Below are 25,792 nucleotides of genomic sequence, written 5' to 3'. Positions count from 1 at the left end.
GAGGCAAGCCATGAGCGCAGGCCGCTATCATCCCCTGTTGATCCCCGGCCTGGCGCTGATCGTCGTCGGCGCGGCCTTCGCCTCCATATTTCTGGGCGCGGTGACGATCAGCCCGACGCGCATCTGGGCTGTACTGACCGGTGGCGGCGACATGATCGCCCGCACCATCATATTGGACCTGCGCCTGCCGCGCATGCTGCTGGGCCTGCTGGTCGGCGCGATGCTGGGCGTGGCGGGCGCGGCGTTGCAGGGCTATCTGCGCAATCCGCTGGCCGAACCATCCGTGCTGGGCGCATCCAATTCGGCGGCTCTGGGCGCGGTCTGTGCGCTCTATTTCGGCCTGTCCGAACTGCATCCGCTGGCATTGCCGTTGCTGGCCATCCTTGGCGGGGCGATCGCGATCCTGACGCTGTTCCTGCTGTCGGGATCGGCGGAAAGCCCGCTGACGCTGATCCTGGCCGGCATCGCCGTATCGACGCTGGCGGGGGCGGGGATCAGCCTGGCGCTCAACCTGTCGCCCAACCCCTTCGCCGCGATGGAAATCATGAGCTGGCTGTTGGGGAGCCTGGAAAATCGCAGCTATGACCATGTCTGGATCGCGCTGCCCTGCGTCATCGTCGGCGCGGCATTGCTGCTGGCCGACGGGCGGACGCTGGACGCGCTGACATTGGGGGAGGAAGGCGCGCAGGCGCTGGGCGTCAACCTGTCGGCGGCGCGGCTGCGCATGATGCTGGGCGTGGCGATCGGCGTGGGCGGCGCTGTGGCGGTGTCCGGTTCGATCGGCTTTATCGGCCTGATCGTGCCGCATCTGGTCCGGCCGCTGACCGACCGGTCGCCATCGGCTGTGCTGCTGCCCTCGCTGCTGGGCGGGGCGGCGCTGCTGACGCTGGCGGATATCGGCGTGCGGCTGATCCCGTCGACCAACGAACTGAAGCTGGGCGTGGTGACGGCGTTGCTGGGCGTACCGGTCTTTCTTGTCCATCTGATGCGGGAGCGGCGGCTATGGTGACGATCGTTGCGGAAGGGCTGTCGGTTCGGCTGGGGCGCCATGCGGCGGTTCGGAATGTCGGCGTGACGATGGTGCCGGGGACGTTGGTCGGCGTGATCGGCCCCAATGGCGCAGGCAAGTCTACATTGATCCGCGCGCTGCTGGGGCTGGTGAAGCCGGAAGCCGGGCAAGTGTTGATCGATGGGCGCGACGTGGCCAGGCTGGATCGGCAGAGCGTGGCGAAATCGGTCGCTTATCTGCCGCAGGGTCAGACGCTGCACTGGCCGCTGGGTGTCGAGCGGCTGGTGGCGCTGGGGCGGTTGCCGCATCTGGGCCCGCTGTCGCGCCTGTCGGCAGATGACGAGGCGGTGATCGAGGCGGCGATGGCGCGGGCCGATGTGCTACATTTGAAGGGCCGGGTCGCGACCGAATTGTCAGGGGGTGAGCGGGCGCGGGTGCTGCTGGCGCGGGCATTGGCCGTGGGCGCGCGGGCGCTGATCGCGGACGAGCCGCTGGCCGCGCTCGACCCCGGACATCAGATCGACGTGATGGACCTGCTGCGGACCGAGGCGCGGGGCGGGGCATTGGTGGTGACGGTGCTGCACGACCTCAGCATGGCGGCGCGCTATTGCGACCGGCTGCTGCTGATGGAGGATGGTGCGCTGGTCGCGGACGGCACGCCGATGGATGTGCTGACGCCCGACATATTGGCGCGCGTCTATGGCGTGACCGCCCGGATCGAGCGGGACGGGGATGTGCCGCTGATCCTGCCGATGGGGCGGGTCCGCTAAATCCTCCCCCTTGCGGGGGAGGATCGTCTTTACTCGCCGAAGCCGCGCGGTGCGGGGTCGATCACTGTGATGGCGCCGGCGCCGACTTCGCCGACCTCCAGCGCGCGTTCGGCAACGCCCGCGCGGTTGAAGCGGAAGGCGCCATCGATGCCGGAAAAGCCGCCGGCATCGCGCAGACGCGCCGCCGGGAAGGGGGAACCGGGCTTCCAATCCTGCGCGATGCGGACGGTCAGCAGCACCGAATCATAGCCGAGCGACGACAGGCGGAAAGGCGCGCTGCCGTAGCGGGCGCGATATTTGTTGGCGAGCTGGCGATAGAGCGTGTCGGACACGCTGGCGAACCAAGCGCCACGCAGCACAGGGCTTGCGGCCAGCGCGGTGTCGGTGTTCCAGAGTTCCGTGCCCAGCAGGCGCGCGGTGGCGCCGCCATTCTTGCGCACGATCGGCGCGACCTGCAACGCGACCCGGCCGCTGTCGGCGATGAGCAGCGCGTCATAGCTGGATGATGCCTGGAGCTTCTTCACCGCGGCAGTGATGGAGGCGGGCGATCGGTCGAAGGTCTGCATCGACACGACGGTGCCGCCGGCCTGCTCGACCGCGCGCAGCATGGCGTTGCCGGCCCGTTCGCCATAAACGCCACGGGGCACCAGCGCGCCGAAGCGGGTCAGGCCCTTGTCCTTGGCATAATCGACGACGCGGTCGATCGACTGGGCGGTGTTGTAGCCCAGCACATAGACGCCGCTGCCCGCGATGCTGGCGTCGTTGGAGAAGCTGACGACCGGCACATTGGCGCGCGCGGCGATCGGCCCGATGATGCGGGCATCCTCCGCCAGCAGGGGGCCAAGGATCAGGCGGTTGCCGTCGGCCAGCGCCTTGTTGACGGCGGCTGCGGCGCCCAGCGCGGTGTCATAGGTGGTGATGCGTACCCGGTCGGTCTTGGTATCCAGCAGCGCCAGCGTGGTGGCGTTGGCGATCGACTGGCCCACGCCCGCATTGGTGCCGGTCATCGGCACCAGCAGCGCGACGCGATGACGCGCGGTGTCGGTCGGCAGGCCCTGCACCACTTCGGGGCCGGTCGGCTGGGTGGGGCCAGTGGGCGCGACTGGCCCCGGCCCCTTGGGCACGATCGACTGACAGGCGGCCAGAAACAGCGCCGCCCCCATGAAGGCGATCCGTGCGCCCCTTTTTGCGGCGGCGAACATGTTTGCTTGCCGGGGGGCATCCGTCTCTGTCATCTGGCGTCCTTATGGAAACTGAACCTTCAGGGCTTGAACCCGGGCTTTATATCGTGGCGGGGCCAATCGGCAACCTTGGTGACCTTACGCCGCGCGGGGCGGAAGTCCTGCGGCTGGCCGATGTGGTCGCCGTGGAAGATACACGGGTGAGCGCGCGTCTGCTGCGCCATGCCGGGTCGGACCGGCCGATGGTCCCCTATCATGATCATAGCGCGGAAAATGTGCGGCAGCGACTGGTGGAGCGGATGGGCCACGAATCGGTCGCCTTGCTGTCGGATGCGGGGACGCCGCTGATTTCCGATCCGGGGTATAAGCTGGTGCGCGACGCGCGGGCGGCGGGGCGCAGGATCACGACCCTGCCCGGCCCCAGCGCGGCGATCGCGGCGCTGACGCTGTCGGGGCTGCCGACCGATCGTTTCCTGTTCATGGGGTTTTTGCCGAGCAAGGCGAAGGCACGGGGCGACGCGCTGGACGAGGTGGCGGCGCTGCGGGCCACCTTGGTCTTTTACGAAAGCGGGCCGCGCCTGTCGGACAGTCTGGCGTCGATGGCCGCGCATCTGGGCGACCGGGATGCGGCGGTCAGCCGGGAAATCAGCAAGACGTTCGAAGAGACGGCGACGGGGACGTTGACCGAACTGTCCGCCCGTTACGCCGATGCGCCGCCCAAGGGGGAAATCGTCGTGACCGTCGGCCCGCCCGGAGAAGCGCCGCCGGCGAGCGCGGAGGATGCAGATGCGGCCTTGCTGGAGGCGCTGACGCGGTTGCCGGTATCGAAGGCGGCGGGTGAGGTGGCCAAGAAGCTGGGGCTGGACCGGCGGACGCTCTACGACCGGGCGACGGAATTGAAGGCCGCGGAAGCCGAGGAATGAGCAAACAGCAGGCGGAGAAGCGCGGGCGACAGGCCGAACGCATCGCCGCTTGGTGGCTGCGCCTGAGGGGCTGGCAGATTGTGGGCCGCCGCATGCGGACCCCGGCGGGCGAGGTGGATCTGGTCGCGCGACGGGGCAGCATGATCGCCTTCGTCGAGGTGAAGGCTCGGGGGAGTGCGGCGGAACTGGACCTGGCGATCGACGAACGCAGGTTGGCGCGGGTCGCGGCGGCGGCGGAAATATTGTGGCATGATCTGGCGAAACCGGGCGATGATATGCGAATCGACGTCATCCTCCTTGCGCCGGGCCGCGCGCCGCGCCATCTGGCCAATGTCTGGCATGGGGGGTGAACATATGCCCCATCAATCAATCCCGTTCGTTTCGAGCGAAGTCGAGAAACCGGAAGCGCAGTTCTGGCCACTTCTCGACTACGCTCGAAGCGAACGGCCGTTGTTAGCGGAAGGCTTTTAGATGACCCAACTCAACCCCCTGACCGTCGCGATGCAGATGGACCCCATGGAGGGGATCAAGATCGGGGGCGATTCGACCTTCCATATCATGCTGGCGGCGCAGGCGCGGGGGCACAGGCTCTATCATTATCTGGCGCCGGACCTGACCTTCCGCGACGGCCGGGTGCTGGCGCAGGCGCGGCCGGTAAAGGTGCAGAAGGTGCAGGGCGACCATTTCGCGTTCGGCGAGCCGGAACTGCTGGATCTGGGCCGCGACGTCGATGTCGTGTGGATGCGGCAAGACCCGCCCTTCGATCTCAGCTACATCACCGCCACCCATTTGCTGGAGCGGGTGCAGGATGAGACTTTGGTGGTGAACGATCCCGCCAGCGTCCGCAACGCGCCCGAAAAGCTGTTCGTGCTGGATTATGCCCGCTTCATGCCCCCCACGATGATCACCCGCGACCTGGCTCAGGTGAAGACGTTTCTGGCCGAGCATGGTGAGATCGTGGTGAAGCCTTTGTACGGCAATGGCGGCGTGGCGGTGTTCCATGTCGGCAGCAACGGCGCGAACCTGTCGTCGCTGGTGGAACTGTTCAACGCGTCATGGGTCGAACCCTTCATGGTGCAGGCCTTCATCCCCGGCGTCGCGGAAGGCGACAAGCGGATCGTGCTGATCGACGGAGAGGTCGCGGGCGCGGTCAACCGCATTCCGGGCAAGGGTGAGATCCGGTCGAATCTGGCCGTGGGCGGATCGGCGGCGAAGACCGAATTGACCGATAAGGAGCGCGAAATCTGCGCGGCGCTTGGCCCGGAGCTCAAGGCGCGCGGCCTGTTGTTCGTGGGGATCGACGTGATCGGCGGTGAATGGCTGACCGAAATCAACGTGACCTCGCCGACCGGCATCGTGTCGATCGACGCGTTCGACGGCACGGATACGGGCGGGCTGATCTGGGATGCGATCGACGCGCGATTGGCAGCGCGGGCGGCGGCGTGAGGCCATGAACCCCGTTCAACCGTTCGTCCTGAGTAGCCATTGAGCCTGTCGAAATGGCGTATCGAAGGATTTTTTGCGTGACGCTTCGATACGAGGCTTCGACAGGCTCAGCCTCTACTCAGCACGAACGGGTTTAGGGATATGACCGACTGGGTGCTCCGCCTGATCGACGCGGGTGGATATTGGGGGATCTTCTTTCTGATGATCCTGGAAAATGTCTTTCCGCCGATCCCGTCCGAACTGATCATGGGCATTGGTGGCATTCGCGTCGGCCAGGGGCGGATGGCGATGGAATGGCTGCTGCTGGCCGGCACCATCGGCACCACCATCGGCAATTATTTCTGGTATCTGGTCGGCCATATGCTGGGCTTTGCCCGGTTGAAGCCATTGGTCGATCGCTATGGCCGCTGGGCGACGCTGGAATGGCGCGATGTCGAGGCGCTGGACCGGCTGTTCGGCAAATATGGCCAGATCGTCGTCTTCGTGTTTCGCTTCATGCCGGCGTTCCGCACGATGATATCGCTGCCGGCCGGGCTGTTCCGCATGGGGCATGTCCGTTTCCTGTTGTGGACCACCGGCGGGGCGCTGATCTGGAACGTCATCCTGGCCTATGCCGGCTATGTGCTGGGGCAGAATTTCCGCAATATCGACCATTATGTCGGGCCGGCGGCGACCGCTTGCGTCGTCGGGGCGGTGCTGCTCTATCTGTGGCGGCTCGCGACCTGGCGGCCCAAAGGCTAGAAGGGGATCTTCACCCCCACCATCACCCGTTGAGAGGTGGTGCCGTTGCTGAAGCTTTGGCTTTCGGCGCGGACATTGCCCTTCACCTTGCCGAACAGCCCCATTTCCGCGCGGCCGAGTGGCGGTTCGCTATTCAATGGGACAGGCTCGTTATCGACCCGCTGGCTCTGGCGGCGCGCGGTGACGACGATGGCGTTGGCGTCAGGTGAGGGCTTCACCTTGTTCAGGTCGAAATCGGCGGGAATGTCGGCGGCGCCGACGCTTTGCAGGGCCAATATCAGACGCAGCATCATCATAGTCCCCTCAGGGCCAAGGAGCGTGCAAGCTGTCCTGCGATTGCGGCCGATATAAGGCGATGTCAGGCGCGCGGGTGGGCGTTGCGATAGATGTCGAGCAGATGGGCGGCATCGACCTGCGTGTAGATTTGCGTCGAGGACAGGCTGGCATGGCCGAGCAGTTCCTGAAGGGAGCGCAGGTCCGCGCCGCGGCCGAGCAGATGGGTCGCGAAACTATGGCGTAGCGCATGCGGCGTGGTGCGGTCCGACAGGCCGAGGCGCCCGCGCGCGCCCTGCACTGCGCGGCGGATCAGCGCGGGGGACAGTGGCCCGCCGCGCGCACCCCGGAACAAAGGCTCGTCTCGGGCCGGCGGGTAAGGGCAGAGATCGAGATAGGCGGTGATCGCGTCGCGCACCTGCGGCAGCAGCGGGACAATGCGGGTCTTGTTCCGCTTGCCGGTGACGCGCAGCGTGTCGGCGAGCGGCAGGATGTCGCCATTCAGGCCCATCGCCTCCCCGATGCGCAGGCCCGCGCCATAGAGCAGCAACAGCACCGCCCAGTCGCGCGCGCCGATCCAGCCGTCGCGGGCGGTTTCGGCGATATCCTGCGCCAGCGCGATCGCTTCGTCGGGGGAGACGGGGCGGGGCAGGCCGCGCTTGACCCGCGGACCTTTGAGATGCGGCACGCGGGCATCGTCGCCGCCGACGAAATTCAGGAAACCGCGCACGGCGGACAGTTCGCGCGCGGCGGACAGGTTGCCGATGCCGTCGGCGCGGCGGCTGGACAGGAAGGCGCGCAGGTCGGCCTGATCGAGGCTGGCGAGTAGCGCCGGGGTGATAGCCTCGCCCCTATGCTCCGCAAGGAAGGCGATCAGCCGTTCGGCCGTGGCGACATAGGCGCGCACGGTGTGGGTGGAACGGCGCCGATCAAGCGCGAGATGCTGGCGCCAGCGTTCAGGGAGGGCGGCGCTCATGTTGGAAAAGCCCCGCTTAACTTCGCACATTTCCCGCTAAGTGCGACATTTTGGAACAGGCGTTGGACATATTGTTGCGAGGCAAGCGATGGTGAAGAGGCGTGCGGGATCGGCATGAAGCGAGCATATCAGAGGGCGGCGGAGTAGGACAGGTGGGCGGGATGGCTAACGGAAGGTCTATGTTTTTCACCGTCATCCCGGCGAAGGCTGGGATCTCAGGCCGCCTAGCGCCTCGTCGCCTGCGACCCCAGCTTTCGCTTGGGTGACGGTGAGAGGGCCTGTCGACATATCCGTCACCCTTGAAATCCGCGCGTAAATGGGCACATGGGTGGGCATGGCACCTCCCTTCGATCCGGCCGACCTGCCGACCGGCGTCATGATGGCGCTCAGCCCTCTGGTTCATCGCGTGCTGGCGCCCAATCCGTCGCCTTTCACCTATACGGGCACGCAGACCTATATAGTCGGCGCGCAGGCGGTGGCGGTGATCGATCCGGGGCCGGACGATGCCGATCATCTGGCGGCGCTGACCGCCGCGATTGCGGGGCGGCCGGTGGTGACGATATTATGCACCCATACCCATCGCGACCATAGCCCCGCCGCGCGGCCGCTGAGCGACCTGACCGGCGCGCCGGTGATCGGCTGCGCGCCACTGACGCTGGACGATGACGGGCCGCGCGCCGATGCGGCGTTCGACGCCGATTATCGGCCAACCCAAGTGCTGGCCGATGGCGATGAGGTGAGTGGTCCGGGATGGACGTTGGCGGCGGTGGCGACGCCGGGCCATACGTCCAATCATCTATGCTTTGCCCTACTGGAAGAAAAGGCGCTGTTCAGCGGCGATCATGTGATGGGCTGGTCCACCAGCGTCATTTCGCCGCCCGATGGCGACATGACCGATTATATGCGGTCCATGCAATTGCTGCTGGGCCGCGATGATGTCGTCTACTACCCCGCCCATGGCGAGCCGATCGAGAATCCGCAGCGGTTGGTGCGCGGGATGATGGGGCATCGCAAGCAGCGGGAGGGGCAGATATTGCGCTTCCTCGAACGCAATGGCGACAGCGCCATCCCGGACATGGTGGCGGAGATGTACAAGGGCGTCGATCCGCGCCTGCATGGCGCCGCCGGACGATCGGTGCTGGCGCATCTGATCGACCTGGGCGGTCGGGGACTGGCCGAACCCACCGGGGACGGTCGATGGCAGATGCGTTGAGAGGCGCATTGAAACGCTATGCCGGGCCGACCGGCGTTGCATTGCTGATCCTGTTCGTGGGGGCGGCGATGTTGGTCGGCTGGCAGCGCTATAATCGCGACTATGTCGTTACGGTCGAGGATGACGGGTCGACGGTGACGAAGATCATCGCCGAGAAGATCGCCGGTACCAGCGACCTGCGCGTGTCGCGGCTGAACGGCGTGGTCCAGAGTACGGCGCAGGACGTGCGCGGCTTTGGCTGGCTGAAATCCGATCAGGTGGTGAAGATGCCCTATTCGGTCGATTATTTCATCGACCTGTCGGGCCTGACGGCGCGTGACTTGGAATGGGACGCAAAGAGCCGGACACTGATTGTGAACGCGCCGGACGTGAAGCCGGACAAGGCCAATGTGGACGAAGCGCGCCGGACTTTGGTGCGCATCAGCGGCATGTTCGTCACGCGCGAGGCGGGCGAGGCATTGAGCCGCAAGGCGTCCGCCCATGCGCAGGCGCGGGCGGAAGCCTCCGCCCGGTCGCCCGAACGCATGGCACAGGCGCGCGAATATGGACGCAATGCGACGGCCAAGCTGATGGGTGCGCCGCTGGCCGCGATGGGTTTTGGCGATGCGCGGGTGATCGTGACCTTCCCGTCGGAGCGCAAGGCGGATAGTCGCGAGCGGTGGGACGTCACCACGCCGATCAACGAGGTACTGGCAAACCGGAGACAGGCCCGCTAGGGCGCGCGGTAAGCCCGCTTTGCAGGGACGCAGGAGTTACAGGGTATGAACGCTTTCACCGGGATTCCGCAGGGCACCGACCTGCGCGCTGAAATCGAACGGCTGCGCAAGGAGCGCAATGCCGTGATCCTTGGCCATTATTATCAATCACCCGAAATTCAGGATCTGTCCGATTTCGTCGGCGATAGCCTGGAACTGTCGCGCAAGGCGGCGGAGACGGATGCGGATGTCATCGCCTTCTGCGGCGTGCGCTTCATGGCGGAAACGGCCAAGATATTGTCGCCGGAGAAGATCGTCGTGCTGCCGGACATGGACGCCGGTTGCAGTCTGGAAGACAGCTGCCCGCCGGCCCAGTTCAAGGCGTTTCGCGAGGCGCATCCCGATCATATTGCGCTCAGCTACATCAACTGTTCGGCCGAGGTGAAGGCGCTGTCCGACATCATCGTGACATCCTCGTCCGCTGAAAAGATTTTGGCGCAGATCCCCAAGGATCAGAAGATCATCTTCGGCCCCGACAAGCATCTGGGCGGGTACCTCAAGCGCAAACTGGGCCGCGACATGCTGTTGTGGCCGGGCGTGTGCATCGTGCATGAGGCGTTCAGCGAGACGGAGTTGCTGAAGCTGAAGGCCGTCCACCCCGACGCGCCGATCGCCGCGCACCCCGAATGTCCGCCCTATATCGTCGATCATGCCGATTATGTCGGGTCGACCAGCGGCATCCTGGACTTTGCCAAGACGATGCCCGGCGACACGCTGATCGTGGCGACCGAACCGCATATCATCCACCAGATGCAGAAGTCCGTGCCGGACAAGAATTTCATCGGGGCGCCCGGTGCGGACGGCAACTGCAACTGCAACATCTGCCCCTATATGGCGCTCAACACGATGGAGAAGCTGTATCTGTCGCTCCGCGACTTGCAGCCGCGCATCGAGATGGACGAGACGCTGCGGTTGCAGGCGAAGAAGAGTCTCGACCGGATGCTGGAAATGGCCAGCGGCACGGTGGGGCAGGGCGATGTGGGCACGCGGCCCTAATCCCAGAGGACTTTACAGGGAAAGTCGCGGAAGGCCTTGTCGCAGGTGAGTAGTGTCAGGCCTTCCAGTTCTGCTTGCGCGGCAAGCAGGCGGTCGAACGGGTCGCGGTGGGGTAGGTCATAATTCCCCGCATGGACGGCATGACTCATGGTCACGTCCAACGTTATGAAGCCCTCATCGGCCACGGCAGCCTCGAAGTCTTCGACTTTAACGGGAAGATCGATGCCATGAGTGCGGTTCTTCGTAGCAACCTCCCACCCTGTTGCCGCGCTGACAAAAATATCGTTCAGCGGATCATTGAGAGCAGCATAGGCGCTGGTGCCCAGTAATTTTGGATAGCGTGCCCACCACCAGATGAGGCCATGCGTATCCAGCAGGCATCTCAATCGTCACGTCCTTCCCAAAGACGAAGCTCTTCCTCCGGAAGGGGATCGAAAAATGCGCTATCATCGACCACAAACTGTCCCTCGAAACGTCCCGGCCGCCGTTGCGGTCGTTCTTCGACGATGGGCACCAGCTTTGCATAAGGTTTGCCAGCCTTTGCCAGAATGATTTCCTCGCCTGCATGCGCACGGTTCAGCAACTTGGAAAAGTGCGTCTTGGCGTCATGGACGTTGATGATCTGGGTCATTCGAGAAAGGTGGACTAAGCTATGGACTAAGTCAATCACGACCCTCTTTCGAGAGGGGTTTGCAGGGATGCGCCATATGGCTAGAGAAAGCGCCATGACCTTCTCCCTCCCCGGTTTCGACCTTGATGCTTTCGTGGCGGCCACGCTGGCCGAAGACCTTGGCCCCGACGGGCGCGATGTGACCAGTGAGGCGGTGATTCCTGCCGACGCGATCTTCGACGGGGTGATGGACAGCCGGGACGATGTGACGCTGGCGGGGTTGCCGATCGCGGTGGCGTTCTTCCGGGCGCTGGACCCGGAGGTCGAGATCGAACTGTTGCATCGCGATGGCGATCGCGTGGCGGCCGGGACCGACATCCTGCGCATCCGGGGCAAGGCGCGGGCGATGCTGACGGCGGAGCGGTCCGCGCTCAATACGGTGCAGCATCTGACCGGCATCGCGACGATGACGCGGGCCTATGTCGATGCGATCCTGGGGACGGGTGCGACCTTGCTCGACACGCGCAAGACGATCCCGGGGCTGCGGGTGCTGGAAAAATATGCCACGCGGCAGGGCGGGGCGACCAATCATCGCATGGGCCTGTGGGATGCGGCGATGATCAAGGACAATCATGTCGCCGTCGCCGGATCGGTCGACGAAGCGGTGCGCCGTGCTGTTTCTGCAGGCGTCGAGCGGATCATCGTCGAGGTCGATCGGGTGGACCAGATCGAGCCGGCGCTGGCCGCTGGCGCCACCCATTTGTTGCTCGACAATATGGATGCGCCGACGCTGCGCGGGGCCGTGACGCTGATCGGTGGGCGGGTGCCGACCGAATCCTCGGGCGGGGTCACGCTGGACACGATTCGCGCCAAGGCGGAAACGGGCGTCACCTATATCAGCGTCGGCCGACTGACCCAGTCGGCGCCGGCGGCCGACATCGGACTGGATTTCGCTTATGCTTAAAATGCTGCTGCCCCTCATCGCGATCGCCATGCCGGGCGTGGCCATGGCACAGGCCAATCAGTGCCGCCTGCCGGAAGTGATCGCGCGGCCGAAGGTCGAAGGGCCGACGTCCGATGATCCCAAGCGGGTGCTGCCGATCGGCTATTATACGCTGGCCGTCAGTTGGACGCCGCAATATTGCAAGACGTCGCGGGGTGGTGCGCGCGATGCGTTTCAGTGCCAGTCGGGCAATGATTTCGCCTTCACCCTGCATGGTTTGTGGCCGGACGGCTATGGGCAGGAATGGCCGCAATATTGCAAGGCTTCGGGCGTCCTGCCGCGCAAGGTGGTCCGCGATCATCTCTGTTCGACGCCGTCGGTGCAGCTGATCCAGCATGAATGGGAAAAGCATGGCACCTGCATGCCGACCAATCCGACCAAATTCTTCGCCCTGTCGCGCAAGCTGTATCAGGGGCTGCGCTATCCCGACATGGCGGCGCTGGCTGCGCGGCCGACCTTGTCGGCACGGGATTTCGCACAGGCCTTTGCAGCGGAGAATAAGGGGATGGTCGCGGACGGCATTCGCCTGAACGTGACGCGCGACGGCGCGCTCAGCGAAGTGTGGATATGCATGAACCGCAACTATCGCTACATCAGCTGCCCGCCGCAGCAGGGCGGGGTGAAGGACCGGGCGCAGTTGCGGATCGAACCGAAGGCCTGATTATGCGTCGATCGTCACCGTCGCGGGATGGTGGCGGTCGAGATGCTTGCGGATGATGCGCAGATTCTTGGTGTTCGACTTGTAGAGAAAGTCGAACAGGTCGCCGGCGAAGGGAATGGCGCCGATCACCGTATCCACGCCGACATTGGCGGCCATGCGGGTGATCTGCCATTTCGACATGCCGAGGTTCCGGGCCTCCCACACGATCCAGGCGCCCATGGCGGCGGTGGCAAGATCGCCCACCACCGGGACCAGCCCGACCAGACTGTCGAGGCCCACGCGATATTTGGTGCCCGGAATGACGAACAGCCCTTCCAGCACCGCCTCCATCGCTTCGATCCGACGGCGGATCGAGGCGGGGTCGCGGCCGAAACCGGGCATTTCGCGCGCGATACGGTCGAACTGGTCCTGGGAAATCGCCATCTGAAAATTCTCCTCGGCCCCCTTAATTGGTGGTGCGCAAGAGATGGTTCAATGGGTGGCGCGCACGGGCGGACAATTGGAAGCCGGTGAGCCGCTTCGACACTAATGACCAGCGCACCGGGGCGCCCAGGGGGATATAGCCGTTATGGCCGACCATCTGCGCTTCCGCCTCGGCGATGCGGGCGACCCGTTCGTCCATGGTCGGGGCCAGGCTGGCAGCGTGAAGCTGCGCATCGGCGGCATCGCTGCAATGGATTTTGCGCGCGCAACCGATACGGCCCAGATACCAGAGCGCGCTGTCATAGGCGGCGACTTCATCGACCAGCCGCAGATCGGCTTCGGCGGTGAGCGCCACGCGCCGGACGGGCAGGCCGATGGTGGCGAGGTCGCGGCGCAGCATGCCGAACAATAAGGTGGCGCCGGGGCCGCGCGGCAGGGCGATGCGCAGCGGCGGCGGCGCACCGTTATCGGCGCGCCAGCGGGCGACGCTGGCCCCGGCCTGCGCGCGCCGCTGGTCGAGCGGCAGTCCTGCCCAATCGGGATCCGTGGGCGCGCGGCCAAGGTCCATCTGATCGGGCAGCAGCCGCTCGCTGGTCGCCCAGCCGCCCAGCGGGAAGAGGGCGGGCAACTGGCTGCGGTCGATGCTCATGTTGATCGCGGCGCGGATGGCCGGATCGTCCAGCAGCTTGCCCTGACCGGTGACTGCAAGGCCGAGCAGGCCGTTGACCGGATCGACCCGGACGCTGTTCCGGTCGACACCGGCCGGCACCAGCAGCGGCAGGTCGGTGAAGCGGCCACCCAGCACCAGCGCGGCATCCCTTTCCCGGAAGCGGATGATCGCCAGCGCAGCACGTTCGGCGCGCAGAACCAGCGTTTGGGAAGGGGATGGCGGTTCGTCGGGGTCGTCGCCGCTCGTGCGGTCCACGGGCGTCAGATAAGAAGCGTTGCCTCTGGTCGCGCGGCGATAGGGGCCGGTGCCGCCGTCGCGCGACAGCACGGCCATTTGCGGCTGAGCCAGCATTTGCAATACATAGGGGCGCGGGGCGGTCAGGCGGATTTCGATCACTTCGCCGGTCATCGGCACGACCGACTGCACCACATCGAGCGGGCCGTCCGGGTCGAGCCGGCGCAGCGATTCGATTCGCGCCATCAGCATGCGGGCGACATCGGGAGCGGTGACGCGCGCGCCATTGGCCCAGAAAGCGCGGCGCAGGCGGAAAATATAGGATCGTCCGTCATCCTCCACGATCCAGCGCTGTGCCAGCGCGGGCAGGATTTCGCCGCTGGCATCGAAGGCGACCAGCCCTTGTGCCGTCGCCTCCAATATCAGCTTGGCGCCGGGGTCGGGCAGATGGAGCAGCGGTTTCGCGAAATCGTCTTTATCGCCCAGTACGCTCACGACGACCGGCCCCTTGCCCTCGTCCGAACAGCCGCTTGCGAGCAGGGCCAGCCCCACTCCGGCGACCAGCGTGGCGCGGCGGCAGGACCGGGCGAAGGGGGTGAAGATGAACATGCTGATCGAAGGCTTAGAGCATTTGGGGGGCAGGTGGAAACACCCGACGGGCAGGAAGACGCGCCCATCGCGATAAGCCAGCGATGACGGGCCTCACGCGCCATGCACCCGCGACGCTTCTCGACCATCCCTCCACCGCTGTCATCAAAGTGAGATGTAAATGTCATTTTCACGTCATCAGACTGACATAATGCTCCGCCGCATTCGGATCGGAGGCGGGGCCATGACAGGATCAAGATGGAAAGGCGCGATGCTGGCGGTAAGCCTGATCGCCCTGATGCCGGAGGTGGCGCAGGCGCAGAGCAACGCCGCGTTGCAGCAGCAGATAGACGAGTTGAAGGCGCAGGTGCAGGCGCTCACGTCCGCGCTGGCCGCCAGCAGGAATGCGCCGGCGCCAGGTCCGACGCCCGGTCCTGCGGCCGCACCTTTGGCTGGCGAGGGCGCGTCCTCCGCTCTGGCCGCGACGGCCACGCCGCCTGCCGCCGCACCTGTCGCCGTTGCGGCATCGGCGCCATCGCCCAAGTCGAAGGCCTGGTACGAAAAGCTGTCGCTGCGCGGCTATACCCAGATGCGCTACAACGCCTTCCTGTCCGGCGACGATAGCGCACCGGCGGGCGTATCGCGCCTGCGGTCCGTCCATGACAGTGCGATTTCCGATCGTGGCGGCTTTTCGTTGCGTCGGGCGCGGCTGGTGTTGCAGGGCGATGTGTCCGATCGCGTATCGCTCTATTTCCAATCCGATTTCGCGACGGCGGTGAACAATCAGGCCGGCAGCGAACGGCGCGAGGGCTATGTCCAATTGCGCGATGCCTATGCCGACATCTTCATCGACAAGGACAAGAATTTCCGCCTGCGCCTAGGCCAGTCCAAAGTGCCCTATGGCTGGGAGAATATGCAGTCCTCGTCCAACCGCCTGACGCTGGACCGGAGCGACGCGATCAACAGCGCGGTGCCCAGCGAGCGCGATCTGGGCGTCATCGCTTATTATACGCCGCCGTCGGTGCAGAAGATCTGGGACCGGCTGGGGGATGACGGGCAAAAGCTGTTCGGCAATTACGGCGCCTTTGGCGTCGGCGTGTTCAACGGTCAGGGTATCAACCGGACCGAGCAGAACCGGGGATTGATGAAGGTCGCCTTTGCCACATGGCCTTTCGACCTGGGCGGGCAGGTGGTCGAAATCGGCGGATCGGCGATGCTGAACGATGTCCAGCCCGAATTGCGCAGCGGATCCATCAGCCCGGTCGCCTACAAGGATAATCGCGTCGGCCTGCACGCGATGCTCTATCCGCAGCCCTTCGGCATCCAGGCCGAATGGAATTGGGGCAAGGGGCCGGAATATGACCTGGCCAGCCAGTCGATCGACACCAAGAAGCTGAGCGGCGGCTATGTCCAGATGATGTACCGCCTGCCCACCGAAACGGTCGGTACGTTGATACCCTATGGTCGCTGGCAGCGCTATCGCGGCGGGTGGAAGGCATCGACCAGCGCGCCGCGACTGGAAACCGATGAACTCGAACTGGGTGTCGAGTGGCAGATATGGAAGGCGCTGGAATGGACGCTGGCCTATGCCCGGATGAAGCGGAGCGAGGCGGACGAGCGGCGCGTGGGCCGGGCCGAAGGTAGCCTGATCCGTACGCAGGTGCAGTGGAATTATTGATCGGAAGCGGGGGCGCTTCGGCCTTATGCGTCCTCTTCTGTGAAGACGGGAGAGGGCCAAGGATAGCGTCCCACACCCGAAGCCGGCACTTTACGCCCCGATGCGGCGCCCACGAAGAAGGGGCGGCAACCCGAAGGTGCCGCCCCTGTTTCTCCGGCTGAAACCGGATCGGTGTGCCCCGACGCTTTCGCACTGGGGCCAGTCCGATTACTTCAGCTCGACGGTCGCGCCGGCTTCTTCAAGCTGCTTCTTCAGCTTGTCGGCTTCGTCCTTGTTCACGCCTTCCTTGACAGCCTTGGGAGCGCCTTCGACCAGAGCCTTGGCTTCGGTCAGGCCCAGGCCGGTGATGGCGCGGACTTCCTTGATGACGTTGATCTTCTTGCCACCGTCGCCGGTCAGGATCACGTCGAATTCGGTCTGCTCTTCAGCAGCCGGTGCAGCGGCGGCAGCGGCCGGGCCGGCAACGGCGACGGCAGCAGCGGCGCTAACGCCCCACTTTTCTTCCAGAGCCTTCGACAGTTCGGCGGCTTCGAGGACGGTGAGGGCCGAGAGCTGGTCGACCAGAGCGTTGATGTCTGCCATGATATATTTCCTTTTTTGGGGCGAAATGCCCCGTCAGATGAGGGTCAAAAAAACAGGTCGGGAACGACTTACGCCGCTTCCTTCTCCGCATAGGCGTTGAAGACGCGCGCAAGCTGCGCAGCCGGTGCCTGGGTGACGGTTGCGAGCTTGGTAGCCGGGGCGACCAGAAGGCCGACCAGCTTCGCACGCAGTTCATCCAGCGACGGCATCGATGCGAGCGCCTTGACGCCCTCTGCATCGAGCAGCACTTCACCCATCGCGCCGCCAACGATCTCAAGCTTGTCGTTGGTCTTGGCGAAATCGATCGCAACCTTGGCGGCTGCAACCGGGTCGACCGAGGTGGCCAGACCAACCGGGCCGGTGAGCAGGTCGCTCAGGCCGGTGTAGCTGGTGCCATCAAGGGCGATACGGGCGAGGCGGTTCTTCGTAACCTTGTAGGTCGCGCCGGCTTCGCGCATCTTCTGGCGCAGGACGGTCGACTGTGCGACGGTCATGCCGAGGTTGCGGGTCACGACGACCACGCCAACTTCGTTCAGTTCTGCGTTCAGCGCGGAAACGACATCAGCTTTCTGATTACGATCCATGCCATTACTCCACTTCATGTTCGCTTCGCCGGGAAAGGTCCAAGCGAACGGCTAAAACCCGCAAGCCTGTTGGGCGCGCGGGGCACTAAGTCCGAAGGGGAGAGATCGACCGGCCATGTCCCCTCATGAGGAACAGGCAGACCCGAATCGGGTGCATGACCCGTTCGGTAAAGAACTTTTCCCCGTCTAGGCTGGAGATTAAGAAGGGCATATTCCCTTCACCAACTGTCTCGGACGGAAGATCGGCGGGGTTCAGCCACCGATCTGCTGGCGCGCCATTAGGGGAAATGGACGGCGATGTCACGCGGTTTCTGGCGTGGCGGGACGGCTCGGCGACGCGACGGGCGAAGTTCACACCGTTGCCGGGGTAAAAGCGCCCGAAGCGCTCGCAAGGCTTCCGCCAGGCGCTCGCGACGCGTCCCTTCCAACAGCGGGCAGGTCGCAGGAACGCGACACCGGCGCGACAATGTGGCGACGGGGACGCGCCCGCGATGCACCGGTGATGGCGAATTGTGCAAGGTTCCTGCGCGAGCTGGGAAGGCGTGATCCATCTTCGAGGATGGATCAGACAAAATCCTAATAGGAAAGGGAATGTCGCACGATGTTGGGAATCGGCAATCGGTAACAGATTTCGGGCAAGTTAACTCCGCCCGCGACCGTCGGTGCGATCAGCAGGCGCGCATTTTCGCCATTTAAGACCTGGCGCCGGCCAGATCGAGATGGAAGAACTGATTGTGCGGGCTCGGCCGGTAGTCGGCGAACGGCTCGGACTGGATGAAGCCGGCGCTGCGGTAGAGAGCGACAGCGGGGACGTGCAGCGCGGCCGTTCCGGTTTCCAGGCTCAACCTTGCATATCCGCGCGTTCGCGCTTCGGCGATGATGTGATCGAGCAAGGCTCGGCCGACCCCCGTTCCACGCGCCGCCGGGGCTGCCCGCATCGACTTCACCTCGCCATGAGCGCCGTCCAGTTCCTTGAGCGCGCCGAAGCCCAGCAGCTTGCTATCCTGCCACGCCGTCCAGAACGTCACGCCAGGAGCAGCCAAGCCGCTCGCATCGAGCGCGAAAGCGTGGCCGCCCATCACTGCTTGAAGCTCGGAGAGATGGTGGGTCAGTAGCTCCGCCACATGCGAAGCCATTGGATTATCCTGCCTTATCTCCATTTACGTCGCCAATTCCCTCAAACCCGGTCCGCCTGCACCACCACGTCGATCGCCCGCAACGCCGACAATATGCGGTTCAAATGCTGCGCGTCCGCCACTTCCAGGTCGATGATGTCGGTGTGGAAGGGGCCTTCGCGGTTGACCAGTTGCAGGTTGAGGATGTTCGCCTTGGTCGCGCCGAAGACGTTGGCGACGGCGGCCAGCGCGCCCGGCTGGTTCTTGACGATGACGGAGAGGCGGGCGGTGCCGCCCTTCGACTTGCTGTCCCACGACAGGTCGACCCAGTCGTCGTCCTGATCCACCTCCAGCGAGCGGCAGTCGATCGTGTGCACCTCGATCGGTTCGCCGGTGCGGCGCACGCCCACGATCCGGTCGCCCGGCACCGGGTGGCAGCAATCGGACAGATTATAGGCGATGCCGGGCGTCAGGCCGCGGATCGATACGGGTTCGTGCTGGCGCGGATGCGCTTCGGCCATGCCTTCATGCGAGGTGGAGCCGGGGACCAGCGCCTCCATCACTTCGCTGTCGAGCAGGCGGTGGGTCGCGATCGCCACCATCAATGACGCGCGATCCTCCAGCTTCAGGCGCTTCAACGCGGCGGTCAGCGCCTTGTCGCCCAGTTCCTTCGCCAGGTCGGGGGAGAAGCGGCCCACAATCTCGTCATAGAGCTTTTCGCCCAGCTTGATTTCCTCGCCCCGCTGTTTCTGGCGGATGTAGCGGCGGATGGCGGCGCGGGCCTTTCCGGTGATGGCGAAGGTCAGCCAGCCGGGCTGCGGTTCCTGCCCTTCGGATTTCAGGATTTCGACCTGATCGCCATTTTCAAGGTTGGTGCGCAGGGGCACGACGCGGCCGTTGACCTTGGCCCCCACCGTCTGGTTGCCGAGCGAGGTGTGGACCGCATAGGCGAAGTCGACCGGGGTCGACCCCTTGGGCATCTGATGCAGCTCACCCTTGGGCGAGAAGGCGAAGATGCGGTCCTGATACATGGCCATGCGGGTATGTTCGAGCAGCTCGTCCGCATCCTGGCTCTGCTCCAGGATTTCGACCAGGTCGCGCAGCCAGGCGGCATGATGGTCGGTGGCGTCGCCCTTCTGCTTGTAGGCCCAATGCGCGGCCAGGCCGAGTTCGGCGTCATTATGCATGTCGCGGCTGCGGATCTGCACCTCGATCCGGGCATTGTCCTGATGGATGACCGTGGTGTGCAGCGACTGATAGCCGTTGCGCTTGGGGGTGGAGATATAATCCTTGAACCGGCCGGGCACCATCTTGAACGTCTGGTGGATGATGCCGAGCGCGCGGTAGCAGTCTTCATGGCTGTCGGTGATGACGCGGAAGGCCATGACGTCGGTCAGCTGCTCGAAGCTGATATGCCGTTCCTGCATCTTGCGGAAGATGGAATAGGGGTGCTTTTCGCGGCCCGACACGCTGACCGACATGCCCTTGCCCGCCAGCAGCAATTGCAGTTCGGCGCCGATCCGGTCGACCTTGTCATGGCCGCCTTCCTTCAACTGCTCCAGCCGCTTGGTGATGCTGGCATAGGCTTCCGGCTCGATCTCGCGGAAAGAGAGCAGCTGCATTTCGCGCATGAAATCATACATGCCGATCCGCTCCGCCAGCGGGGCATAGATATCCATCGTCTCCTTGGCGATGCGGCGGCGCTTGTCGGGATTCTTGATGAAGTGCAGCGTGCGCATATTGTGCAGCCGGTCGGCCAGCTTCACCAGCAGCACGCGAATATCGTCCGACATGGCGAGCAGGAATTTGCGGAGATTCTCCGCGGCCCGCTCATTTTCGGACATGGCCTCGATCTTTGACAGCTTGGTCACGCCATCGACCATGCGCGCGACATCCTTGCCGAACGCGCTTTCGATCTCCTCATAAGTGACGAGCGTATCTTCGATCGTGTCGTGCAGCAGCGCGGTCACGATCGTCTGGTCGTCCAGATTGAAGTCGGTGAGAATCCCCGCCACCTCGATCGGGTGGCTGAAATAGGGGTCGCCGCTGGCGCGCTTTTGGCTGCCATGCTTCTGGACCGAAAAGACGTAGGCGCGGTTGATCATCGCTTCGTCCGCATCCGGATCGTAGCGCTTTACCCGTTCGACAAGTTCATATTGACGCAGCATCGTTGCCCGATTGTGTGAGAACGGGCTTGCGGTGCAACAAAAAAATCCCATTTGAATGAATAAGGCGGCGATTTTGCAACGCCTGTGACTTTACGCTATGCGTTAGGGCCATGAAACATAACCTTGCTCAGGATCTGGAACAATGCGCGCTGCCCAGCGCGCTGGAGATGATGGGCGAACGCTGGTCGTTCCTCATCCTGCGCGGTGCCCTGTCGGGCATCCGCCATTTCGAAGAGTTTCAATCGACGCTGGGTATCGCCCGCAACATATTGGCCAACCGGCTCGCCCGGCTGGTCGAAAATGGCATTTTGGTGCGCGAACCGATGCAGTGCGACCGGCGGAAGGTCGAATATCGGCTGACCGAAAAGGGGCAGGGGCTTGCCCCCGCCATGATCGCGCTGCGCCAGTGGGGCGAAAAATGGGGATGCGGCACGCCCGCCTGCCAGGTGCTGGCCGACAAGCGCGATGGCCATCCGATCCGGCCGATCGGCATATTGGCGCATGACGGGCGCACGCTGGAACTGGCCGATCTGGTCTGGCTGTGCACCGACGAGGTGACGCCGATGACCGAGGAGCCGGCTGTCGCGGCTTGAGGGGGGTAGAAGCTGACTTTGCTGTCACCCCTTCCGTTCAAGGAAGGGGCTTGATGTTGTGTTTCCACGCAAAACATCGTCCGGCGTGGCAATGAGCTTAGCGAGAGGCTCAGGCCGATCCGACCACCCGGACGCAAAGCATCTTTGACCGGGCGCACAAATCGCCTAAGTCTGGACGCAATGTCCGTCACCGTCCCCCGCATCAAGCCTCAGCCCTTTTTCGCTGACAAGAATCGCGCTTTCTGGAACCTCCAGTCGCTGGGATGGGCCGGGGCTTTCCTGTTGCGCGGATCGTCCACCATCGCCAATGGCCAGCCGCTTTCCAGCCTGGTGCCGGTACTGATCTCCACCGTCTCGGGCTATTCGGTGACGCTGCTGATCGCGGTGATGTTCCGCTTTCTGGTGAAGAAGCGGCCGATCATCACCTGGGGCGTGTCGATCGTGACCGTGGTGTTCGCGGCGGGGCTGGTCGCGTTCATCGACGCCTGGGTCTTTTCCACGCAAAATCGGGCGAGCGAGACGGCGGGGCTGCAACTGTTTCTGGGCGCCTTCTATCTGTCGATGACGCTGCTCGGCGCCTGGTCCTCGCTTTATTATGCGATCAACTTCTACCTGACGGTGGAGGAGCAGGCGGATCAGCTGTTGCGGCTGGAGAATCAGGCGGCGAACGCGCAGCTGGCGATGCTGCGGTACCAGCTGAACCCGCATTTCCTGTTCAACACGCTCAACAGCATCTCTACGCTGGTGCTGCTCAAACAGACCGACCGGGCCAATGCGATGCTGTCGCGCCTGTCGTCCTTCCTGCGCTATACGCTGATCAACGAGCCGACCGCGCAGGTGACGATCGAGCAGGAGATAGAGACGCTGAAGCTCTATCTGGAGATCGAGAAGATGCGGTTCGAGGATCGGTTGCGCCCGGTCTTCACCATCGATCCGGCCGTCGCCCTTGCGCGTTTGCCATCCCTCCTGCTCCAGCCCTTGGTCGAAAATGCGATCAAATATGCGGTGACGCCCAAGGAGGAAGGGGCCGAAATCGCGGTTACGGCGCAGCCTGCCGGGGATAACGTCCGGATCGTCGTATCGGACAGCGGGCCGGGATTGAACGAAGGCGGAATGAAGCCGCACATTCCCATGAGCGAGGGGACCGGAGTGGGCCTGCCGAACATCCGGGACCGATTAATTCAGGCCTTCGGGGAACGACAGAGCTTCGAAACGCGTTCCACGCCGGGCGGATTTTCGGTCATCATCGAATTTCCGCTTAACATGGATGAAACATCGAAAGTGGCCGCATGACCATCAGAACAATCCTCGTCGATGACGAAAGCCTGGCCATTCAAGGGCTCCAGCTGCGTCTGCAAGCGCATGAGGATGTCGAAATTATCGAAACCTGCAACAACGGCCGCGAAGCCATCCGCGCGATCAAGACGCATAAACCCGACCTTGTGTTCCTCGATATTCAGATGCCCGGCTTCGACGGCTTTTCCGTCGTCCAGGGGCTGATGGAAGTGGAGCCGCCGCTCGTCATCTTCTGCACCGCCTATAGCGACCATGCGATCCGCGCGTTCGAAGCGCAGGCGGTCGATTACCTCATGAAGCCGGTGGACGAAGGGCGGCTGGCCGACGCGCTGGACCGCGTGCGCCAGCGACTGAACGAAAAGCGGCAGGTGCAGGAAGTCGAGAAACTGCGCGAAGTGCTGGCCGAAGTCGCACCGCAGGCGATGAGCGATTTCGTGACCGACGATGACTCGCCGGCGTCCAACCGATTCGAAAAACTGATCAACATCAAGGATCGCGGGCAGATTTTCCGCGTGGATGTGGATTCGATCGAGCGGATCGACGCGGCGGGCGACTATATGTGCATCTACACCGCCGACAATTCACTGATCCTGCGGGAAACGATGAAGGATCTGGAAAAGCGGCTGGACCCGCGCAATTTCCAGCGCGTGCATCGGTCCACCATCGTGAACCTGAGCCAGGTGCGGCAGGTCAAGCCCCACACCAACGGCGAATGTTTCCTGGTGCTGGAAAGCGGCGCGCAGGTGAAGGTCAGCCGGTCGTACCGCGACGTGGTGGCGCGGTTCGTCCATTGACATAAGCCGATCGTCATTCCCCCGTAGGCGGGAATGACGTGGTTTTAGAAAAAGGGTCGCTTCATCGGACGCGACCCTTTTTCTATGGTTCGATCCAAGACGCGACAGCTTGTTTCTCAGGAAGCGTTCCCCGGCGCAGGCCGGGGTCCAGTTCAGACCGTGGAACTGGACCCGGCCTGCGCCGGGGAACATAGAGGCAAAGCTTCTTATCGTCGCTTGTCGGTATCAATCCATCGTCCGCACCGGGCGCACGATCAGTTCGTTCACATCGACATCATCGGGCTGTTCCACCGCATAGGCGATGGCGCGGGCGATCGCGTCCGGGGTGAGGGCGATGGCGCGGAAATCCTGCATCGCGGCGGCGGCGCCCGCTTCGGTGATGGTGCCGGCCAGTTCGGATTCCACCACGCCCGGCGACACCACGGTCACGCGGATATCGTCATGTTCCATGCGCAACCCGTCGGAAATGGCGCGCACCGCATATTTGGTGGCGCTGTAGACGCCGCAGGTCGGCCAGACGCGATAGCCGCCGATCGACGAGATATTGACGAAATGACCGTTGCGCTGCGCCTTGAACCGGGGCAGGGCAGCCGCGATGCCGTGCAGCACGCCGCGGATGTTGACGTCGATCATCCGGTCCCATTCATCGACCTTCAGACTGTCGAAGCGCGATAGCGGCATCAGCCCGGCATTGTTCACCAGCACATCGATGCGGCCGAATTCCGCCTCCGTCGCGGCGATGAACGCCTCGAGGGAGGCGCGGTCTGTGACGTCCAGCGCGCGGAAGGCGACCGTGCCGCCGGCCGCGTTGAGTTCGTCGGCCAGGCGGGCCAGCCGGTCGGTGCGCCGCGCGCCCAGCATCAGCTTCGCGCCGCGCGCCGCCAGCAGCCGCGCCGTGCCCTCACCAATTCCGCTGCTGGCGCCGGTGATCGCGATGACCTTGTTGTCGATTGCCATATCCTGTCTCCATTGGGCGGATCGACCGTCGATCCGATGACCCATGGATGGGCCATCATGGGGTGGGGGCGGTAGAATGGGCTTGCGCGATGCTTGCACGATTTTCCAGATATGGGGTGAGCGGGCTGTTCAGGTGAAGGCATGGTCGATAGAGATTGGGTTAAGGAGGAAGCCTTATGTCGCATGATGCGCTTGGTCAGCAGATTGCCCGATATGCCGATGGCGATGGTATCGTCGATACGGCCATCCCGCGCCTGACGCTGGTGCGCTGGAGCCATGCGGACGAGCCGGTGCATATGCTCCAGCGGCCCGCGCTCTGCATCATCGCGCAAGGGGCCAAACGGGTGATGCTGGGCGACAGCGTGGTGGCTTATGGGCCGGCCAGCTATCTGGTCGCCTCGCTCGACCTGCCGATCACCGGTATGGTGACGCAGGCGAGCGACGATGCGCCCTATCTCTGCTTCTGCCTCTATCTGGACCCGGTGCTTTTGTCCGACATCGCCATTTCATTGCCGCCGGCTGCGCCGGTGGCGGAGGGGAGCGCGCTGTCGCTGCATCCGATCACGCCGGAATTGCTGGATGCGGCGAGCCGGCTGACGGCTTTGCTGGGCGATCCGGCCGGCGCGCCGCTGTTGGCGCCGCTGATCGAGCGGGAATTGCTGGTGCGGCTGATGACCGGGCCGAGCGGGGGCATCGTGCGCGCGATCACGGCGGGGGAAAGCCGGACGGGGCAGATTGCGCGGGCGATTGGCTGGCTCAAGGCGCATTTCCGCGAGCCGTATAACGGACCGGGACTGGCGGATCTGGCGGGGATGAGCGTGTCGAGCTTCCACGACCATTTCCGCCGCGCGACCGCGATGACGCCGCTGCAATATCAGAAGCAATTGCGGTTGCAGGCGGCGCGCACGCTGATGCTGGCCGACCGGCTGGACGCGGCGGAGGCGGGATTCCGGGTCGGTTATGACAGCCCGTCGCAATTCAGCCGCGAATATCGCCGCCTCTTCGGCGCGCCGCCGGTGCGGGATATGGGGCGGTTGCGGGCGATGCCGCAGGTGGCGATGGCGATTTAGAGGGGGGTGACGATATCGTAGATGTCCATTTCGGGTCACAATCCCCTGCTCTCGATGTCACTTGAACACCCACTGCCGGTTCAGGCCGAACATCACCGCCGGCGTCACGAAGATCATGGCGGGGATGGGGGACCATTCGGGCCAGCCCATATGGGTGACGCACAAAAATACCCAGAGGGCGTTCAGCGCATAGCTGATCAGCGAGACGATGACGAATTTCGCGCCGCGCGTGGCGTGGTTGCCCGTGCCGCCTTGGCCGCGGAAAGTGAAGAGGCTGTGGCTGACATAGCCGATCGCGACGGCGGCGAGATAGCCGATGAAATTGGCGGCTTGCGGATGGAAGCCGGCGAGCGCGGCGAGGCTCCAGTAGATCGCGGCCTGACAGGCGGTGACGAACAGGCCGGTCACGCCATAGCGGACGATCTGCCAGAAGAGCGCGCCATGTTCTGCATAAAGTCGTGACAGATATTTCATGGCCGGCCC

General features: G+C 64.2%; 29 protein-coding genes. 16 read left to right on the top strand and 13 right to left on the bottom strand.

Features of this window, described 5'->3' with window-relative positions; genetic code table 11:
- Nucleotides 1-10 precede the first annotated feature (10 nt).
- Together F4U95_RS10195 and F4U95_RS10190 are read left to right on the top strand one after the other, a co-directional pair.
- Nucleotides 11-1,009 (top strand): FecCD family ABC transporter permease, encoded by a 999-nt coding sequence (locus tag F4U95_RS10195; RefSeq protein WP_120250825.1) that lies wholly within the window; start codon nucleotides 11-13, stop codon nucleotides 1,007-1,009.
- Nucleotides 1,003-1,779, top strand: coding sequence for an ABC transporter ATP-binding protein (locus F4U95_RS10190; RefSeq protein ID WP_150425585.1), 777 nt, complete (start codon nucleotides 1,003-1,005; stop codon nucleotides 1,777-1,779). Before F4U95_RS10195 ends, F4U95_RS10190 begins: the two co-directional genes overlap by 7 nt.
- Nucleotides 1,780-1,808: 29 nt before the next feature.
- Here F4U95_RS10190 and F4U95_RS10185 read toward each other — a convergent pair whose 3' ends face one another.
- The gene (locus F4U95_RS10185) at nucleotides 1,809-3,014 is read right to left on the bottom strand and encodes a penicillin-binding protein activator (RefSeq protein WP_425505052.1); all 1,206 of its coding nucleotides are present in this window, start codon (nucleotides 3,012-3,014) and stop codon (nucleotides 1,809-1,811) included.
- Nucleotides 3,015-3,025: 11 nt separating this feature from the next.
- Here F4U95_RS10185 and rsmI point away from each other — a divergent pair, with 11 nt between their 5' ends.
- The 4 genes from rsmI to F4U95_RS10165 all read left to right on the top strand — a co-directional run bounded on the left by rsmI (nucleotide 3,026) and on the right by F4U95_RS10165 (nucleotide 6,070).
- Entirely contained in the window at nucleotides 3,026-3,883 is an 858-nt protein-coding gene (rsmI, locus tag F4U95_RS10180) for a 16S rRNA (cytidine(1402)-2'-O)-methyltransferase (RefSeq protein WP_120250822.1), read from the top strand.
- Nucleotides 3,880-4,233, top strand: a complete 354-nt coding sequence (locus F4U95_RS10175; RefSeq protein WP_150425583.1) for a YraN family protein — start codon at nucleotides 3,880-3,882, stop codon at nucleotides 4,231-4,233. The genes rsmI and F4U95_RS10175 overlap by 4 nt, the downstream gene beginning before the upstream one ends.
- A 121-nt stretch (nucleotides 4,234-4,354) precedes the next feature.
- Nucleotides 4,355-5,329, top strand: a complete 975-nt coding sequence (gene gshB / locus F4U95_RS10170; protein ID WP_150425582.1) for a glutathione synthase — start codon at nucleotides 4,355-4,357, stop codon at nucleotides 5,327-5,329.
- A gap of 141 nt (nucleotides 5,330-5,470) precedes the next feature.
- A complete protein-coding gene (locus F4U95_RS10165; protein ID WP_120250819.1) occupies nucleotides 5,471-6,070 on the top strand; it encodes a DedA family protein in 600 nt (199 codons plus the stop codon).
- Here the strand turns inward: F4U95_RS10165 and F4U95_RS10160 are convergent.
- Nucleotides 6,067-6,366 (bottom strand): hypothetical protein, encoded by a 300-nt coding sequence (locus tag F4U95_RS10160; RefSeq protein ID WP_246171552.1) that lies wholly within the window; start codon nucleotides 6,364-6,366, stop codon nucleotides 6,067-6,069. The genes F4U95_RS10165 and F4U95_RS10160 overlap by 4 nt on opposite strands.
- Nucleotides 6,367-6,428: 62 nt before the next feature.
- The gene (locus F4U95_RS10155) at nucleotides 6,429-7,319 is read right to left on the bottom strand and encodes a tyrosine recombinase XerC (protein ID WP_150425581.1); all 891 of its coding nucleotides are present in this window, start codon (nucleotides 7,317-7,319) and stop codon (nucleotides 6,429-6,431) included.
- 334 nt (nucleotides 7,320-7,653) lie between these two features.
- Here F4U95_RS10155 and F4U95_RS10150 point away from each other — a divergent pair, with 334 nt between their 5' ends.
- From F4U95_RS10150 to nadA, 3 genes are read left to right on the top strand one after another with little or no spacing between them, the layout of a single operon-like run.
- Nucleotides 7,654-8,532, top strand: a complete 879-nt coding sequence (locus F4U95_RS10150; RefSeq protein ID WP_150425580.1) for an MBL fold metallo-hydrolase — start codon at nucleotides 7,654-7,656, stop codon at nucleotides 8,530-8,532.
- Nucleotides 8,529-9,248, top strand: a complete 720-nt coding sequence (locus F4U95_RS10145) for a DUF4230 domain-containing protein (protein ID WP_425505054.1) — start codon at nucleotides 8,529-8,531, stop codon at nucleotides 9,246-9,248. The genes F4U95_RS10150 and F4U95_RS10145 overlap by 4 nt, the downstream gene beginning before the upstream one ends.
- Before the next feature lie 45 nt (nucleotides 9,249-9,293).
- Nucleotides 9,294-10,283: a quinolinate synthase NadA gene (gene nadA / locus F4U95_RS10140; RefSeq protein ID WP_150425578.1), complete on the top strand. Its 990-nt coding sequence runs from the start codon at nucleotides 9,294-9,296 to the stop codon at nucleotides 10,281-10,283.
- On the opposite strand, the gene F4U95_RS10135 is transcribed toward nadA, so the two are convergent.
- Together F4U95_RS10135 and F4U95_RS10130 are read right to left on the bottom strand one after the other, a co-directional pair.
- Nucleotides 10,280-10,669 carry a type II toxin-antitoxin system VapC family toxin gene (locus F4U95_RS10135; protein WP_150425577.1) on the bottom strand — a complete coding sequence of 130 codons (390 nt, stop codon included), beginning with the start codon at nucleotides 10,667-10,669 and terminating at the stop codon, nucleotides 10,280-10,282. The two genes, nadA and F4U95_RS10135, sit on opposite strands and share 4 nt — an antisense overlap.
- Nucleotides 10,666-10,914 carry a type II toxin-antitoxin system Phd/YefM family antitoxin gene (locus F4U95_RS10130; RefSeq protein ID WP_093013651.1) on the bottom strand — a complete coding sequence of 83 codons (249 nt, stop codon included), beginning with the start codon at nucleotides 10,912-10,914 and terminating at the stop codon, nucleotides 10,666-10,668. The genes F4U95_RS10135 and F4U95_RS10130 overlap by 4 nt, the downstream gene beginning before the upstream one ends.
- A gap of 94 nt (nucleotides 10,915-11,008) precedes the next feature.
- Between F4U95_RS10130 and nadC the strand changes: the two genes are divergently transcribed.
- Both nadC and F4U95_RS10120 read left to right on the top strand, forming a co-directional pair.
- The gene (gene nadC, locus F4U95_RS10125) at nucleotides 11,009-11,857 is read left to right on the top strand and encodes a carboxylating nicotinate-nucleotide diphosphorylase (protein ID WP_150425576.1); all 849 of its coding nucleotides are present in this window, start codon (nucleotides 11,009-11,011) and stop codon (nucleotides 11,855-11,857) included.
- A gap of 1 nt (nucleotide 11,858) precedes the next feature.
- Nucleotides 11,859-12,557 carry a ribonuclease T2 family protein gene (locus tag F4U95_RS10120; RefSeq protein ID WP_246171551.1) on the top strand — a complete coding sequence of 233 codons (699 nt, stop codon included), beginning with the start codon at nucleotides 11,859-11,861 and terminating at the stop codon, nucleotides 12,555-12,557.
- Here the strand turns inward: F4U95_RS10120 and F4U95_RS10115 are convergent, their stop codons facing one another.
- Nucleotides 12,558-12,980 carry a DUF4112 domain-containing protein gene (locus F4U95_RS10115; RefSeq protein WP_120250815.1) on the bottom strand — a complete coding sequence of 141 codons (423 nt, stop codon included), beginning with the start codon at nucleotides 12,978-12,980 and terminating at the stop codon, nucleotides 12,558-12,560. It abuts the gene before it with no gap.
- Between the two features lie 22 nt (nucleotides 12,981-13,002).
- Nucleotides 13,003-14,493, bottom strand: coding sequence for an ABC transporter substrate-binding protein (locus F4U95_RS10110; RefSeq protein WP_150425574.1), 1,491 nt, complete (start codon nucleotides 14,491-14,493; stop codon nucleotides 13,003-13,005).
- Nucleotides 14,494-14,743: 250 nt separating this feature from the next.
- Here F4U95_RS10110 and F4U95_RS10105 point away from each other — a divergent pair, with 250 nt between their 5' ends.
- Nucleotides 14,744-16,150, top strand: coding sequence for a porin (locus tag F4U95_RS10105; protein ID WP_150425646.1), 1,407 nt, complete (start codon nucleotides 14,744-14,746; stop codon nucleotides 16,148-16,150).
- Nucleotides 16,151-16,357: 207 nt separating this feature from the next.
- On the opposite strand, the gene rplL is transcribed toward F4U95_RS10105, so the two are convergent.
- The 4 genes from rplL to F4U95_RS10085 form a co-directional block, all read right to left on the bottom strand.
- Nucleotides 16,358-16,732 (bottom strand): 50S ribosomal protein L7/L12, encoded by a 375-nt coding sequence (rplL, locus tag F4U95_RS10100; protein ID WP_120250812.1) that lies wholly within the window; start codon nucleotides 16,730-16,732, stop codon nucleotides 16,358-16,360.
- Nucleotides 16,733-16,800: 68 nt separating this feature from the next.
- On the bottom strand, nucleotides 16,801-17,316 hold the full coding sequence (gene rplJ / locus F4U95_RS10095; protein ID WP_120250811.1) for a 50S ribosomal protein L10: 516 nt from the start codon (nucleotides 17,314-17,316) through the stop codon (nucleotides 16,801-16,803).
- A 692-nt stretch (nucleotides 17,317-18,008) separates the two neighbouring features.
- Complete coding sequence (locus F4U95_RS10090; RefSeq protein ID WP_343032329.1) at nucleotides 18,009-18,452, bottom strand: GNAT family N-acetyltransferase; 444 nt, start codon at nucleotides 18,450-18,452, stop codon at nucleotides 18,009-18,011.
- Nucleotides 18,453-18,493: 41 nt separating this feature from the next.
- Nucleotides 18,494-20,599 carry a RelA/SpoT family protein gene (locus tag F4U95_RS10085; protein WP_150425572.1) on the bottom strand — a complete coding sequence of 702 codons (2,106 nt, stop codon included), beginning with the start codon at nucleotides 20,597-20,599 and terminating at the stop codon, nucleotides 18,494-18,496.
- 110 nt (nucleotides 20,600-20,709) lie between these two features.
- Here F4U95_RS10085 and F4U95_RS10080 point away from each other — a divergent pair, with 110 nt between their 5' ends.
- The 3 genes from F4U95_RS10080 to F4U95_RS10070 all read left to right on the top strand — a co-directional run bounded on the left by F4U95_RS10080 (nucleotide 20,710) and on the right by F4U95_RS10070 (nucleotide 23,282).
- On the top strand, nucleotides 20,710-21,192 hold the full coding sequence (locus F4U95_RS10080; protein ID WP_120250808.1) for a winged helix-turn-helix transcriptional regulator: 483 nt from the start codon (nucleotides 20,710-20,712) through the stop codon (nucleotides 21,190-21,192).
- 180 nt (nucleotides 21,193-21,372) lie between these two features.
- The gene (locus F4U95_RS10075) at nucleotides 21,373-22,485 is read left to right on the top strand and encodes a sensor histidine kinase (RefSeq protein ID WP_150425571.1); all 1,113 of its coding nucleotides are present in this window, start codon (nucleotides 21,373-21,375) and stop codon (nucleotides 22,483-22,485) included.
- Nucleotides 22,482-23,282, top strand: a complete 801-nt coding sequence (locus tag F4U95_RS10070; protein ID WP_120250806.1) for a LytR/AlgR family response regulator transcription factor — start codon at nucleotides 22,482-22,484, stop codon at nucleotides 23,280-23,282. Before F4U95_RS10075 ends, F4U95_RS10070 begins: the two co-directional genes overlap by 4 nt.
- Before the next feature lie 225 nt (nucleotides 23,283-23,507).
- Here F4U95_RS10070 and F4U95_RS10065 read toward each other — a convergent pair whose 3' ends face one another.
- Nucleotides 23,508-24,239, bottom strand: coding sequence for an SDR family oxidoreductase (locus tag F4U95_RS10065; protein ID WP_150425570.1), 732 nt, complete (start codon nucleotides 24,237-24,239; stop codon nucleotides 23,508-23,510).
- 176 nt (nucleotides 24,240-24,415) lie between these two features.
- On the opposite strand from F4U95_RS10065, the gene F4U95_RS10060 reads away from it, so the two are divergent.
- Nucleotides 24,416-25,309 (top strand): AraC family transcriptional regulator, encoded by an 894-nt coding sequence (locus F4U95_RS10060; RefSeq protein WP_150425569.1) that lies wholly within the window; start codon nucleotides 24,416-24,418, stop codon nucleotides 25,307-25,309.
- A gap of 57 nt (nucleotides 25,310-25,366) precedes the next feature.
- Here the strand turns inward: F4U95_RS10060 and F4U95_RS10055 are convergent, their stop codons facing one another.
- Nucleotides 25,367-25,783: a GtrA family protein gene (locus F4U95_RS10055; protein ID WP_150425568.1), complete on the bottom strand. Its 417-nt coding sequence runs from the start codon at nucleotides 25,781-25,783 to the stop codon at nucleotides 25,367-25,369.
- Nucleotides 25,784-25,792 lie beyond the last annotated feature (9 nt).

This window comes from Sphingobium limneticum (genome assembly GCF_008710165.1).
In the GTDB taxonomy this organism is placed as follows: domain Bacteria; phylum Pseudomonadota; class Alphaproteobacteria; order Sphingomonadales; family Sphingomonadaceae; genus Sphingobium; species Sphingobium limneticum.
This window is presented reverse-complemented; position numbering and strand designations above follow the sequence as displayed.